This window comes from Rhodococcus sp. IEGM 1351 (genome assembly GCF_030056875.1).
GTDB lineage: Bacteria > Actinomycetota > Actinomycetes > Mycobacteriales > Mycobacteriaceae > Rhodococcus_F > Rhodococcus_F opacus.
Window position 1 is genome coordinate 281,079 of sequence record NZ_JASHKU010000001.1, and the last position, 13,141, is coordinate 294,219.

A 13,141-nucleotide genomic window follows, 5' to 3' on the forward strand; every position below is an offset into this window, starting at 1 on the left:
GGCCCCTGCCAAGGAGCTCGGTGTCTGGGCCGTGTGGTCTGGACCGAGGAGCGAGGGAGCGCAGCGAGTGAGTATCGAGGGAAGAGCGCACGACCAAGCCCAGGCACCCGCGAGCGCAGCGAGCCAAAGCGCACAAGTCTTCATCGAGTTCGGGCCCCGGCCGGAGGAGCACGGGCTGCTGGTGCGGCCGGGTGCGCGTGAGGAGTATCCGCCGGAGGTCCGTGCGCGGCTGGACGCCGATGCCGACGTCGTCGTCGCGCGTTACCCGAATTCGCGTTCCGCGCTGCTACCGCTGCTGCATCTGGTGCAGGCGGAGGACGGATGCATCACGCCGGCGGGGATCGAGTTCTGTGCCGGCCGGCTCGGATTGACCGGCGCCGAGGTGGCCGCGGTGGCCACCTTCTACTCGATGTACCGGCGCGACCCGACGGGCGACTACTACGTCGGAGTGTGCACCAACACGTTGTGCGCGATCATGGGCGGCGACGCGATCCTCGCCGCCCTGGAGGAGCACCTCGACCTGCCGCACGGGGGCACGTCCGCGGACGGCAAGGTCACGCTGGAGCACATCGAGTGCAATGCGGCGTGCGATTACGCCCCGGTGGTGATGGTCAACTGGGAGTTCTTCGACAACCAGACCCCGGAGTCGGCTCGCTCACTCGTCGATTCCCTGCGTTCTGGTGAGCGGGTGTCGCCGAGTCGCGGCGCGACGCTGTGCACGTTCCGGGAGACCGCCCGCATTCTCGCCGGGTTCCCCGACGAGCGTCCCGGTGCGCTGGCGGAGGGCGGTACCGCGGGTGACGCCACACTGGCCGGCCTGCGCGTGGCGCACGAACGGGGCATGGCGGCGCCGGATCCCGCGGAGACGTCGCTGATCCCGGAGCCGCCGTCGCGGGACACCGAGCCGGTCGCGGAGGAATCGGCGAAGGACCAGCCGTCGCCTGCCCCGTCCGCGACGGTGCCGCCGGATCGGTCCACCTCCGAGACGGATCCGGCGGCCACCGACCCGGGTCGAAAGGGAGACTGACATGCCGCTGACCCCTGTCCTCAGCCGCTACTGGGACGAGCCCGAGTCCTGGACCCTCGACACGTACCGTCGCCACGACGGGTACGAGGGCCTGCAGAAGGCGCTGCGCATGGACCCGGACGAGGTCATCTCGACGGTCAAGGAGGCCGGACTGCGCGGTCGCGGTGGTGCCGGGTTCCCGACCGGGATGAAGTGGTCGTTCATTCCGCAGGGCGACGACAAGCCGCACTACCTCGTGGTCAATGCCGACGAGTCCGAACCGGGCACGTGCAAGGACATGCCGCTCCTGCTGGCCACGCCGCACGCGCTCGTCGAGGGCGTCATCATCGCGGCGTACGCGATCCGCGCCGGGCACGCCTTCATCTATGTGCGCGGCGAGGTGGTGCCGGTGCTGCGCCGGCTGCAGGCCGCGGTCGCGGAGGCGTATGCGGCGGGCTACCTCGGCAAGAACATCCTGGGCACCGGTTTCGACCTCGAACTGGTCGTGCACGCGGGTGCAGGGGCGTACATCTGCGGGGAGGAGACGGCGCTGCTCGATTCGCTGGAGGGTCGCCGCGGCCAGCCTCGGTTGCGTCCGCCGTTCCCCGCGGTGGCCGGTCTCTACGCGTCACCGACCGTCGTCAACAACGTCGAGTCGATTGCGAGCGTCCCGCCGATCATCGTGAACGGCATCGAGTGGTTCCGGTCGATGGGCAGCGAGAAGTCGCCCGGCTTCACCCTGTACTCCCTGTCCGGGCACGTGACGAAGCCCGGACAGTACGAGGCCCCGCTCGGAATCACCCTGCGGGAGTTGCTCGAGTACGCGGGTGGAGTCCGTGCCGGACACCGATTGAAGTTCTGGACCCCGGGCGGTTCCTCGACACCGATCTTCACCGACGAGCATCTCGACGTCGCGCTCGACTACGAGGGTGTCGGCGCCGCCGGATCGATGCTGGGCACCAAGGCCTTGCAGATCTTCGACGAGACCACGTGCGTGGTGCGTGCCGTGCTGCGCTGGACCGAGTTCTATGCGCACGAGTCGTGCGGCAAGTGCACGCCCTGCCGGGAGGGCACCTATTGGCTGGTGCAGATCCTGGAGCGGCTCGAGCGAGGGGAGGGGACCGACGCCGATCTGGAGAAGCTGCTCGACATCGCCGACAACATCCTCGGCAAGTCGTTCTGCGCTCTCGGTGACGGTGCGGCCAGTCCGATCATGTCCTCCATCAAGTACTTCCGCGACGAATACCTTGCACACTTCGAGCAGGGTGGCTGTCCGTTCGACCCGCATCAGTCCACGCTCATGGCGGGAGTGCATGCATGAAGCCAGCGAGTGTAGCGAGCGATGTTTCGGCGCGGAGGCCGCGCGTTCTGGACCGAGGAGCGAGGGAGCGCAGCGAGTGAGCGATGAGGGAAGGGCGCGCGTGAAGGGCTCCGCGCCAGCGAGCATAGCGAGCCATGATACGAGCCCTGATGCAGTGAGCGTCGTCATCGACGGCGTCGAGGTCAGTGTCCCCAAGGGCACGTTGGTAATTCGTGCCGCGGAGATGATCGGCATCCAGATCCCGCGGTTCTGCGATCACCCACTGCTCGATCCGGTCGGTGCCTGCCGCCAATGCCTCGTCGACGTGGAGGGGCAGCGCAAGCCGCTCGCCTCCTGCACCACGACTGTCACCGACGGCATGGTCGTCCACACCCAGCTCACGTCGCCCGTCGCCGACAAGGCGCAGAAGGGTGTGATGGAGTTGCTGCTGATCAACCATCCCCTGGACTGCCCGGTGTGCGACAAGGGCGGCGAGTGCCCCCTGCAGAACCAGGCGATGTCGAACGGGCGCGCGGAGTCGCGTTTCGGTGAGGTCAAGCGCACGTTCCCCAAACCGATTCCGCTGTCCACGGAGGTCCTGCTGGACCGTGAGCGGTGCGTGTTGTGCGCGCGGTGTACCCGGTTCTCCCAGCAGGTCGCCGGCGACCCGTTCATCGAACTCATGGAACGGGGTGCGCTGCAGCAGGTCGGGATCTACGCGAAGGAACCGTTCGAGTCGTACTTCTCCGGCAACACCGTGCAGATCTGCCCGGTGGGTGCGCTGACGGGTTCTGCGTACCGTTTCCGGGCCCGCCCGTTCGACCTGGTTTCCAGCCCCAGCGTGTGCGAGCACTGTGCGAGCGGGTGCGCCCAGCGCACCGACCACCGGCGGGGCAAAGTGCTGCGCCGGCTGGCGGGCGACGATCCGGAGGTCAACGAGGAGTGGAATTGTGACAAGGGGCGGTGGGCGTTCGCCTACGCCACCGAGCGCGACCGGATCACCGCCCCGTTGGTCCGCGGCGACGACGGAATTCTGGCGCCCGCGTCCTGGTCCGAGGCCCTGGCCGTCGCGGCGCGGGGATTGGCCGCCGCGCGGGGGAACGCGGGTGTTCTCGTCGGGGGCCGGTCCACGTGGGAGGACGCCTACGCCTACGCGAAGTTCGCGCGAACAGCGCTCGGCACCAACGACATCGACTTCCGCAGTCGCGCGCACTCCGGCGAGGAGGCCGAGTTCCTGGCCGCCCGGGTGGCGGGGCAGCGACTCGCGGTCACGTACGAGGACCTCGACGCCGCGCCGGTCGTCCTTCTCGCCGCGTTCGAGCCGGAGGAGGAATCGCCGATCGTCTTCCTCCGGCTGCGCAAGGCCGCGCGCGCGAAGGCCGTCCCGGTCTACTCGATCGCCCCGTACGCGTCCCGTGGCCTGGAGAAGGTGTCCGGCCGGCTGCTGCTGTCCGCGCCGAATGCGGAGGCGGAGGTCCTCGACGGACTCCGCACGGGTGATCTGGACCCGGGCGTCACCGAGCTGCTGCGCCGGCCGGGTGCGGTCATCGTGGTCGGGGAGAGACTCGCCGGGGTGCCGGGGGCGTTGTCCGCGGCGGTCCGGCTGGCCGACGAGACGGGGGCCCGGCTGGCCTGGGTGCCGCGACGGGCCGGCGAACGCGGCGCGCTCGAGGCGGGCGCGCTGCCCGGACTGCTCCCGGGTGGCAGACCGGTGGGCGATCCGGAGGCGCGGCGGCAGGTCGCGTCAGTGTGGAACGCCGCGGATCTGCCGGACACCGCAGGCCGGGACACCGCGGGCATCCTCGCCGCGGCCGAGGCAAAGACGCTCGGGGCGCTGGTGATCGGCGGTGTCGAGGCCGACGACCTCCCCGACCCGCAGGCCGCGCTGGCCGCGGTCGAGGCGGCAGGGTTCGTCGTGAGTCTGGAACTGCGCCACAGTGCGATCAGCGAGCGCGCGGACGTGGTGTTCCCCATCGCACCGGTCATGGAGAAGCCGGGCACCTTCCTCGACTGGGAAGGGCGCACACGCGATTTCGACGCCGCCCTCCGCGCCACCGGGTCGATGCCCGATCAGCGGGTGCTCCACGCGATCGCCGGCGAAATGGGGGTCCCGCTGGGTCTTCCGGACGCCGCCACCGCACGGCGCGAACTCGAGAGGCTCGGCGCCTGGGACGGTGACTTCCCGGATCCGCCCGACCATCCGCAACCGCCACGGCGGGAACCCGGGCCGGGGGAGGCGGTGCTCGCCACCTGGCGGATGCTGCTCGACTCGGGACGGCTGCAGGACGGGGAGCCGCACCTGGCAGGCACTGCCCGCACTCCGGTCGTGCGGATGTCCGCGGCCTCGGCTGCAGAGTCGGGTGCCGGTGACGGAGATCCGGTCACCGTGACGACGGAACGGGGCGCGGTCACCCTGCCGTTGGTGATCACCGACATGCCGGATCGAGTGGTGTGGCTGCCCCTCAACTCGCCCGGATCCGCCGTCTACCGGCAACTGGCCGCCCGGGCGGGGAGCGTCGTGAACGTCCGCCGCGCGGCCGGCACCAACGGGATGGTCGCGGGAGGTGCGCTGTGACGATCGAGGCCGTCTACCCCGACCCGGCGCTGTTCGGCCACGACCCGTGGTGGCTGGTGCTCGGCAAGGCCCTGGCCATCTTCGTGTTCCTCGTCCTCACCCCGCTTCTGACGATCCTGGCCGAACGCAAGGTCATGGCCTGGATGCAGATGCGCGTCGGCCCGAACCGGGTGGGCCCGCGGGGCATGCTGCAGAGCCTCGCCGACGGCATCAAGCTCGCACTGAAGGAGGGGATCGTCCCGAAGGGTGTGGACAAGCCGATCTACATCCTGGCGCCGATCATCGCCGCGGTACCTGCGTTCATGGCGTTCGCCGTGATCCCGTTCGGCCCGGCGGTGTCGATCTTCGGGCACTACACGCCATTGCAGCTGACGGACCTGCCGGTGGCCGTCCTCTACGTCCTGGCAGCCACGTCGATCGGCGTCTACGGCATCGTGCTCGCCGGCTGGGCGTCCGGCTCCACGTACCCGTTGCTGGGCGGGCTGCGCTCGACGGCGCAGGTGATCTCGTACGAGATCGCGATGGCGTTGTCGTTCGCGGCCGTCTTCCTGGACGCCGGAACGATGTCCACGTCGGGCATCGTCGCCGCCCAGGAACACACCTGGTACGTCTTCCTGCTGCTGCCGTCGTTCCTCATCTACGTCACGTCGATGGTCGGCGAGACCAACCGGGCGCCCTTCGACCTGCCCGAGGCCGAAGGCGAACTGGTCGGCGGATTCCACACCGAGTACTCCTCGCTGAGCTTCGCGATGTTCATGCTCGCCGAGTACGTGAACATGGTGACGGTCTCGGCGCTCGCCACCACACTGTTCCTCGGCGGCTGGCACGCCCCGTTCCCGCTCAGCCTGTGGGACGGCGCGAATTCCGGCTGGTGGCCGGTGCTCTGGTTCACGCTGAAGGTCTGGGGCTTCCTGTTCGTGTTCGTCTGGCTGCGCGCCACGCTGCCCCGGCTGCGGTACGACCAGTTCATGGGTCTCGGCTGGAAGATCCTGATCCCGATCTCGCTGGTGTGGGTCATGATCGTCGCCACCGTCCGGGCCTTCCGCAACGAGGGCTACGACGCCCGGACGATCGCGCTCGTCGTCGCGGGCCTCGTCATTGCCCTCGTCGTGGTGGTGCTCCTGTGGAAGCGCCTGCGCCCGGGCGGCGTTCGCGCACCCGAGAAGCCGGTCGAGCCGCGGGGACGTGCCGAACCGGCCGCGGAGACACTCGAACCGTTCGACCCCATGGCCGGTGGATACCCGGTTCCGCCGATGCCGGGTCAGACGCTGCCTGCGTTCCGGCGCACGCCCGTCTCCGTCACCGGCGCACACTCCACCGGTCCCACCCAGGAGAACAGCGATGACTAAATTCCTCGGCCCCATAGCGGGTTTCGGCGTGACCTTCTCGACGATGTTCAAGAAATCGAACACCGAGTTCTACCCCGAAGAGAAGGTGCCGACGGCGGCCCGCTACCACGGCAGGCATCAGCTCAACCGTTACGCGGACGGGTTGGAGAAGTGCATCGGGTGCGAACTGTGTGCCTGGGCGTGCCCCGCCGACGCCATCTACGTGGAGGGCGCCGACAACACCGACGAGGAACGCTTCTCGCCCGGCGAGCGGTACGGCCAGGTGTATCAGATCAACTACCTGCGCTGCATCGGGTGCGGGCTGTGTATCGAGGCGTGCCCGACGCGGGCGCTGACCATGACCAACGAGTACGAGATGGCCGACGACAACCGGGCCGGTCTGATCTACGAGAAGGACCGGCTGCTGGCCCCGCTCGAGTCCGGCATGGTCGCGTCGCCGCACCCGATGGCCCCGGGCACCACCGCTGAGGACTACTACCGCGGCACAGTGACCGGGGGAGCGGCGGCCGCGGCGCAGGACGAGTCCGAGGTCGAGGACACGGCGGGGGACAGGCCGTGATCGAGGGAGGAGAGCCGACGTGGTGAACACGATGCCGTCCGCGGTCCAGCTGGTCGCGGAACCCTTCACCCAGACCTCGACGGGCGAGGGTGTGCAGTTCTGGGTCCTCGCGACCGTGGCCGTGATCGGCGCGCTCGGAGTGGTCAGCGCAACCAAGGCCGTGTACTCGGCGATCTTCCTCGCGACGACCATGATCATCCTGGCCGTCTTCTACATCGCCCAGGGCGCACTCTTCCTCGGCGTCGTGCAGATCGTGGTGTACACCGGCGCGGTCATGATGCTGTTCCTGTTCGTGCTCATGCTCATCGGCGTCGACTCCTCCGAATCCCTCGTCGAGAACCTCCGCGGTCAGCGGGTGGCCGCGATCGCGGCGGGACTGGGATTCGGCCTCCTGCTGATCGGCGGCATCGGGAGTGCGTCCGTCTCCGCGTTCACCGGTCTCGATCAGGCCAACGCGGGCGGCAACGTCGAGGGACTGGCCGAACTCGTGTTCCTCCGGTACGTGTGGGCTTTCGAACTGACCGGTGCGTTGCTGATCACCGCAACCATCGGTGCGATGGTGCTCGCCCACCGGGAGCGTTTCGAGCGGCGGAAGGACCAGCGCGAGCTGTCCCAGGACCGCGTCCGCGAGGGTGCCCGTGTCACACCGCTGCCCAGTCCGGGTGTCTACGCGCGACACAACGCCGTCGACATACCGGCGTTGCTGCCCGACGGCACGTTCTCCGAGCTGTCCGTCAGCCGGTCGCTCGAACGGCGGCCGAGCCTGCCCGCCCGGGCGCTGGGCACCGCGGACGTCGCGACCCCCGAACCCGGTGCCACCGACGAGGGGAGTCGGCGATGAACCCCGAGAACTACCTCTACCTGTCGGCGCTGCTGTTCACGATCGGCGCGGCCGGCGTGCTGATCCGCCGCAACGCGATCATCGTGTTCATGTGCATCGAACTGATGCTCAACGCCTCGAATCTGGCGTTCGTGACGTTCGCCCGGATGCACGGCAACCTCGACGGCCAGGTCTTCGCGTTCTTCACCATGGTCGTCGCGGCCGCCGAGGTCGTCGTCGGTCTGGCGATCATCATGACCATCTTCCGTTCCCGCCGTTCGGCTTCCGTCGACGACGCCAACCTCCTCAAGAACTGACGGGTCCCCGATGACGCACATCCTCGAGAAGGTGACTTTGCCCGACGACGACTCCCCGATCGGCGGTGCGGCATGAGCGGAACGCTCTCGTCGGCCGTGTGGCTGCTGCCGGTTCTGCCGCTCCTCGGAGCCGCCGTGCTCCTGCTGGCGGGCCGGCGCAGCGATGCGTGGGGCCATCTCCTCGGCTGCGCGACGGCACTGGTCTCCTTCGCGCTCGGCGTCGCCTTCTTCGTCGACATGCTGGGCCGGGACGCCGCCGAGCGGGTTGTGCACCAGACCCTGTTCAGCTGGGTGCCCGTCGGCGAACTCCAGGTGGATTTCGGTCTCCAACTCGACCAGCTGTCCGTGTGCTTCGTGCTGCTGATCACCGGGGTGGGTTCGCTGATCCACATCTATTCGGTCGGCTACATGGCGCACGACCCGGAGCGCAGGCGTTTCTTCGCCTACCTCAATCTGTTCCTCGCGGCGATGCTGCTGCTCGTGCTGGCCGACAACTTCCTCGGCCTGTACGTCGGCTGGGAGGGTGTCGGTCTCGCCTCGTACCTGCTCATCGGGTTCTGGCAGTACAAGCCGTCCGCGGCGGCGGCCGCGAAGAAGGCGTTCGTGGTCAACCGCGTCGGTGACATGGGTCTGGTTCTCGCGATCATGATCATGTTCTCGACTTTCGGCTCGATCGAGTTCGCCGACGTGTTCACTCGTGCCGACGCCGCCAGCGAGGGGGTGCTGACCGCGATCGGGCTCGCGCTGCTGCTCGCCGCGTGCGGCAAATCGGCGCAGGTCCCGTTGCAGTCCTGGCTCGGTGACGCCATGGAAGGCCCGACACCGGTGTCGGCGCTCATCCATGCCGCGACCATGGTCACGGCGGGTGTGTATCTGATCGTCCGGTCCAACGCGATCTTCGACCTGGCCCCGAACGCCCAGCTCGCCGTCGTGATCGTCGGCGCGGTGACCCTGCTGTTCGGCGCGATCATCGGCTGCGCGAAGGACGACATCAAGAAGGCGCTGGCGGCATCCACGATGAGCCAGATCGGGTACATGGTGCTGGCCGCCGGTCTGGGACCGGCCGGGTACGCGTTCGCCATCATGCTGCTGCTCACCCACGGCTTCTTCAAGGCTGGCCTGTTCCTCGGCGCAGGCTCGGTGATGCACGGCATGAACGACGAGGTGAACATGCGCCGCTACGGCGGTCTGCGCACCGTCATGCCGATCACGTTCGTCACGTTCGGGCTGGGATACCTGGCCATCATCGGGATTCCGCCGTTCTCCGGCTTCTTCTCCAAGGACAAGATCATCGAAGCGGCGTTCGCCGCCGAGGGCGTCCAGGGCGTCGTCCTCGGTACGGTCACGCTGCTCGGTGCGGGACTCACTGCCTTCTACATGACCAGGGTGATGCTGATGACCTTCTTCGGACAACCGCGGTGGGCTTCCGGGGCGAGCGACGCGAGGGGGGATGTTCCCGTCGCCGACCCACACGAATCGCCAGGGGTGATGACGGTGCCGATGATTCTGCTCGCGGTCGGTTCGGTCGCTGCCGGCGCCCTACTCGCGGTCGGCTCCTCCCTGCAGCACTGGCTGGAACCGGTCGTCGGCACCCACCACGGCGAGCCCGCCCTGCCCGTGTGGGCGATCACCGCACTCACACTGGTGGTGGTGCTCGCAGGAGTCGCGGTGGCCTACCGGCAGTACGCCCGGCAGCCGATCCCCGAGGTCGCGCCGGCGAAGGTCACCGCATTCACCGCCGCGGCCAGGAAGGACCTGTACGGCGACGCGTTCAACGAGGCGGCACTGATGCGTCCCGGGCAGGAACTGACGCGAACACTCGTGACCGTCGACGGCAGGGGAGTCGACGGTGCCGTCAACGGGTTCGCCGCGCTCGTCGGCGGAACGTCGATGCGGGTGCGGCGTCTGCAGACGGGGTTCGTCCGGTCGTACGCGCTGTTCATGTTCGCCGGTGCGGCACTTCTGGTCGCCACGATGCTGGTGAGGCTGTGGTGAGCGGCTTCCCGTGGCTGACGGCCCTCTGGGTGCTGCCACTCGTCGGTGCCGGGGTGGTCCTGGCTCTGCCCGTCCACAAGCGCGCGCTCGCGAAATCCGTTGCCGTGGGCGTGTCCGTGGTGGTGCTGTGCCTGGCGGTCGTGCTGGCGATCCGCTTCGATCCGACCGGCGAGCAGTACCAGTTCGTGGAATCGCACGCCTGGATCCCGGCGTTCGGCACCCGGTACATCGTCGGCCTCGACGGCATCGCGCTCGTCCTGGTGCTCCTCACCGCCGTTCTGGTGCCGCTGCTGTTGCTGGCGGGGTGGAACGACGGTGACACCGCGCCCGACTACGGGCACCGGCGAATGGCCCACACGTACGTGGCGCTGACGTTGATGGTCGAGGCGATGGTGATCGTGTCGTTCACCGCCCTCGACGTCCTGCTCTTCTACATCTTCTTCGAGGCCATGCTCATCCCGATGTACTTCCTGATCGGAGGATTCGGCGGGGTGGGGAGAACGTACGCCGCGGTGAAGTTCCTGCTCTACAACCTGTTCGGCGGCCTGATCATGCTGGCCGCGGTCATCGGGGTGTACGTGGTGACGGCGCGTCAGGACGTCTTCGGCGGCGGCACCTTCGACTTCCGGGTGATCGTCGCCGAAGGGCTGGACGCCGACCCCGGCGTGCTGAAGGCGCTGTTCCTCGGTTTCATGTTCGCGTTCGCGGTCAAGGCGCCGTTGTGGCCGTTCCACACGTGGCTGCCGGGCGCCGCGGTGGAAGCCACCCCGGCCAGCGCGGTGCTCATGATGGCCGTCGTCGACAAAGTCGGGACGTTCGGCATGCTGCGCTACTGCCTGCAGATGTTCCCCGAGGCGTCCGCGTACTTCGCACCGTTCGTCACGGTGCTGGCGGTGATCGGCATCATCTACGGCGCGGTGCTGGCCATCGGCCAGACCGACGTGATGCGCTTGATCGCCTACACGTCGATCTCGCACTTCGGGTTCATCATTCTCGGCATCTTCGCTATGACGAGCCAGGGACAGGCCGGATCGACGCTGTACATGGTCAACCACGGCATCTCGACCGCGGCGCTGTTCCTGATCGCGGGGTTCCTGGTGTCCCGGCGCGGCACCCGCCTCATCGCCGACTACGGCGGCGTGCAGAAGGTCGCGCCGGTGATGGCAGGGACGTTCCTCGTGGCGGGGCTGGCCACGCTGTCGCTGCCCGGCCTGGCGCCGTTCATCAGCGAGTTCCTCGTCCTGGTCGGCACGTTCTCGCGCTACCAGATCGCAGCCGTCGTGGCGACTTTCGCGCTCGTCCTCGCCGCGATCTACGTGCTGTGGCTCTACCAGCGGATGATGACCGGGCCGCTGAAGGAGGGCAACGAGACCGTCCGCGATCTCGTGCGCCGTGAGATCGCGGTCGTGGCGCCGCTGATCGCCCTGCTGCTCGTCCTCGGCGTCTACCCCAAGCCCGTGCTGGACGTCATCACCCCCGCGGTGAGCCACGTCCTCGTCACCGTCGGTCAGCACGATCCAGCACCCACCGTCGCCGGACAGGACCCAGAGGGAGGCACACACCGATGAGTACCTCCGAACTCGTACTCGCCCAGTCCTCGACGTTGCGCGCGCCGGACATCGAATACGGTCAGCTGGCACCCATGTTGATCGTGTTCGGTGTGGCTGTCGCCGGTGTGCTCGTCGAGGCGTTCCTGCCCCGGCGCGGCCGCTACTCGAGCCATCTCGTCCTCGCGCTCGGCGGACTCACCGCCGCGTTCGTGGCCGTCGTCATGCTCGCCGGAACCCGTGACTCCGCCGTCGGGGGCGCGGTCGCCGTCGACGGTCCGACGCTGTTCCTCCAGGGAACGATTCTGCTGATCTCGATCCCCGCGATCCTGCTCATCGCCGAGCGGAGCGTCGACAGCGGGGTCGCCGCCGCGACCGCGGAGGTCACGGCCGCGAGTGCAGCCGAGCCGGAAGGCGGAACCGATGCCTTCACCCCGCAGGCATTCGCCGTCCCCGGCAGCGTCGCCGAACGGGAGGCCACCAAGAACGCCCCGGGACACACCGAGGTCTTTCCCCTCACCCTGTTCGCGGTCGGCGGGATGCTCCTGTTCCCGGCGTCCAACGACCTCCTCACCATGTTCGTGGCGCTCGAGGTCCTCTCGCTGCCCCTGTACCTGCTGTGCGGGCTGGCGCGCCGTCGCCGTCTCCTGTCGCAGGAGGCGGCCCTCAAATACTTTCTGCTCGGGGCGTTCTCGTCGGCGTTCTTCCTGTTCGGGGTGGCCTTGCTGTACGGCTACGCCGGCACCGTCGAGTTGCCGAGGATCGCCGACGCGCTCGCCCGGGGCACCGACGACACGACGCTGGCGCTGATCGGTACCGCGCTGCTGTCGGTGGGCCTGTTGTTCAAGATCGGCGCCGTCCCGTTCCACTCCTGGATCCCCGACGTCTATCAGGGTGCACCGACCCCGATCACCGCCTTCATGGCGGCGGCCACCAAGGTCGCGGCCGTCGGCGCGATGCTGCGCATCTTCTACGTGGCACTGCCCGACCTGCGGGCGGACTGGCGGCCCGTGATGTGGGGCGTCGCCATCCTCACCATGGTGGTCGGTGCGGTCATGGCGGTCACGCAGAACGACGTCAAGCGGATGCTCGCGTATTCGTCGGTCGCGCACGCCGGATTCATCCTCACCGGTCTGGTCGCGGCAAACCGGGCCGGTCTGTCGTCCACGATGTTCTATCTCCTGGCCTACGGATTCAGCACGCTCGGCGCGTTCGCCGTCGTCACCCTGGTGCGGGACAGCCGGGGCGAGGCTACGGACCTGTCCCGCTGGGCGGGGCTGGGCCGGCGCTCGCCCCTGGCCGGTGGGGTCTTCGCGCTGTTCCTGCTGGCGTTCGCCGGAATCCCCTTGACGAGTGGGTTCGTCAGCAAGTTCGCGGTCTTCCAGGCCGCCATCGAGGGCGGCGCCGTTCCGCTCGTTCTCGTCGGTGTCGTCAGCAGCGCGATCGCGGCGTTCTTCTACGTCCGGGTCATCGTCCTGATGTTCTTCTCGGAGCCGCAGAGCGACGCCCCGACGATCGTAGTGCCCAGCATGTTCACCGCCGCGGCCATCGCGGTCGGGGTGGTGGTGACGGTGGTGCTCGGAATCCTGCCGCAGGGGGCACTCGATCTGGCCGACCAGGCCGCGGTGTTCTTCCGCTGACTCGGGGCGCTGCCGGTTCGGCGCGGGTCGCGA

Annotated in this window: 10 protein-coding genes; all 10 read left to right on the forward strand. The window is 68.5% G+C overall.

Features of this window, described 5'->3' with window-relative positions:
* The first annotated feature begins 67 nt into the window (after positions 1 to 67).
* The 10 genes from nuoE (at position 68) to nuoN (ending at position 13,108) form a co-directional block, all read left to right on the forward strand.
* On the forward strand, positions 68 to 1,027 hold the full coding sequence (nuoE, locus tag QM806_RS01350) for an NADH-quinone oxidoreductase subunit NuoE (RefSeq protein ID WP_005570819.1): 960 nt from the start codon (positions 68 to 70) through the stop codon (positions 1,025 to 1,027).
* 1 nt (position 1,028) lies between these two features.
* Entirely contained in the window at positions 1,029 to 2,327 is a 1,299-nt protein-coding gene (gene nuoF / locus QM806_RS01355; protein WP_005570820.1) for an NADH-quinone oxidoreductase subunit NuoF, read from the forward strand.
* Between the two features lie 76 nt (positions 2,328 to 2,403).
* Positions 2,404 to 4,881 (forward strand): NADH-quinone oxidoreductase subunit G, encoded by a 2,478-nt coding sequence (locus QM806_RS01360; protein ID WP_376744836.1) that lies wholly within the window; start codon positions 2,404 to 2,406, stop codon positions 4,879 to 4,881.
* Positions 4,878 to 6,230, forward strand: a complete 1,353-nt coding sequence (gene nuoH, locus QM806_RS01365) for an NADH-quinone oxidoreductase subunit NuoH (RefSeq protein ID WP_169693584.1) — start codon at positions 4,878 to 4,880, stop codon at positions 6,228 to 6,230. The genes QM806_RS01360 and nuoH overlap by 4 nt, the downstream gene beginning before the upstream one ends.
* On the forward strand, positions 6,223 to 6,789 hold the full coding sequence (nuoI, locus tag QM806_RS01370; RefSeq protein ID WP_007300246.1) for an NADH-quinone oxidoreductase subunit NuoI: 567 nt from the start codon (positions 6,223 to 6,225) through the stop codon (positions 6,787 to 6,789). Before nuoH ends, nuoI begins: the two co-directional genes overlap by 8 nt.
* A gap of 31 nt (positions 6,790 to 6,820) precedes the next feature.
* The gene (locus tag QM806_RS01375; protein WP_166680703.1) at positions 6,821 to 7,630 is read left to right on the forward strand and encodes an NADH-quinone oxidoreductase subunit J; all 810 of its coding nucleotides are present in this window, start codon (positions 6,821 to 6,823) and stop codon (positions 7,628 to 7,630) included.
* Positions 7,627 to 7,926: an NADH-quinone oxidoreductase subunit NuoK gene (gene nuoK, locus QM806_RS01380; RefSeq protein WP_005239116.1), complete on the forward strand. Its 300-nt coding sequence runs from the start codon at positions 7,627 to 7,629 to the stop codon at positions 7,924 to 7,926. The genes QM806_RS01375 and nuoK overlap by 4 nt, the downstream gene beginning before the upstream one ends.
* Positions 7,927 to 7,998: 72 nt before the next feature.
* The gene (nuoL, locus tag QM806_RS01385; protein ID WP_169693583.1) at positions 7,999 to 9,921 is read left to right on the forward strand and encodes an NADH-quinone oxidoreductase subunit L; all 1,923 of its coding nucleotides are present in this window, start codon (positions 7,999 to 8,001) and stop codon (positions 9,919 to 9,921) included.
* Entirely contained in the window at positions 9,918 to 11,489 is a 1,572-nt protein-coding gene (locus QM806_RS01390) for an NADH-quinone oxidoreductase subunit M (RefSeq protein ID WP_085999969.1), read from the forward strand. Before nuoL ends, QM806_RS01390 begins: the two co-directional genes overlap by 4 nt.
* Complete coding sequence (gene nuoN / locus QM806_RS01395) at positions 11,486 to 13,108, forward strand: NADH-quinone oxidoreductase subunit NuoN (RefSeq protein ID WP_169693582.1); 1,623 nt, start codon at positions 11,486 to 11,488, stop codon at positions 13,106 to 13,108. Before QM806_RS01390 ends, nuoN begins: the two co-directional genes overlap by 4 nt.
* Positions 13,109 to 13,141: the final 33 nt, after the last annotated feature.

What these genes read in the sequence shown, in the direction of transcription:
- QM806_RS01375 (WP_166680703.1), top strand. Translation starts at nt 6,821, where the DNA reads ATGCCGTCCGCGGTCCAGCTGGTCGCGGAACCCTTCACCCAGACCTCG.
- nuoN (WP_169693582.1), top strand. Translation starts at nt 11,486, where the DNA reads ATGAGTACCTCCGAACTCGTACTCGCCCAGTCCTCGACGTTGCGCGCG.
- nuoL (WP_169693583.1), top strand. Translation starts at nt 7,999, where the DNA reads ATGAGCGGAACGCTCTCGTCGGCCGTGTGGCTGCTGCCGGTTCTGCCG.
- nuoI (WP_007300246.1), top strand. Translation starts at nt 6,223, where the DNA reads ATGACTAAATTCCTCGGCCCCATAGCGGGTTTCGGCGTGACCTTCTCG.
- nuoK (WP_005239116.1), top strand. Translation starts at nt 7,627, where the DNA reads ATGAACCCCGAGAACTACCTCTACCTGTCGGCGCTGCTGTTCACGATC.
- nuoF (WP_005570820.1), top strand. Translation starts at nt 1,029, where the DNA reads ATGCCGCTGACCCCTGTCCTCAGCCGCTACTGGGACGAGCCCGAGTCC.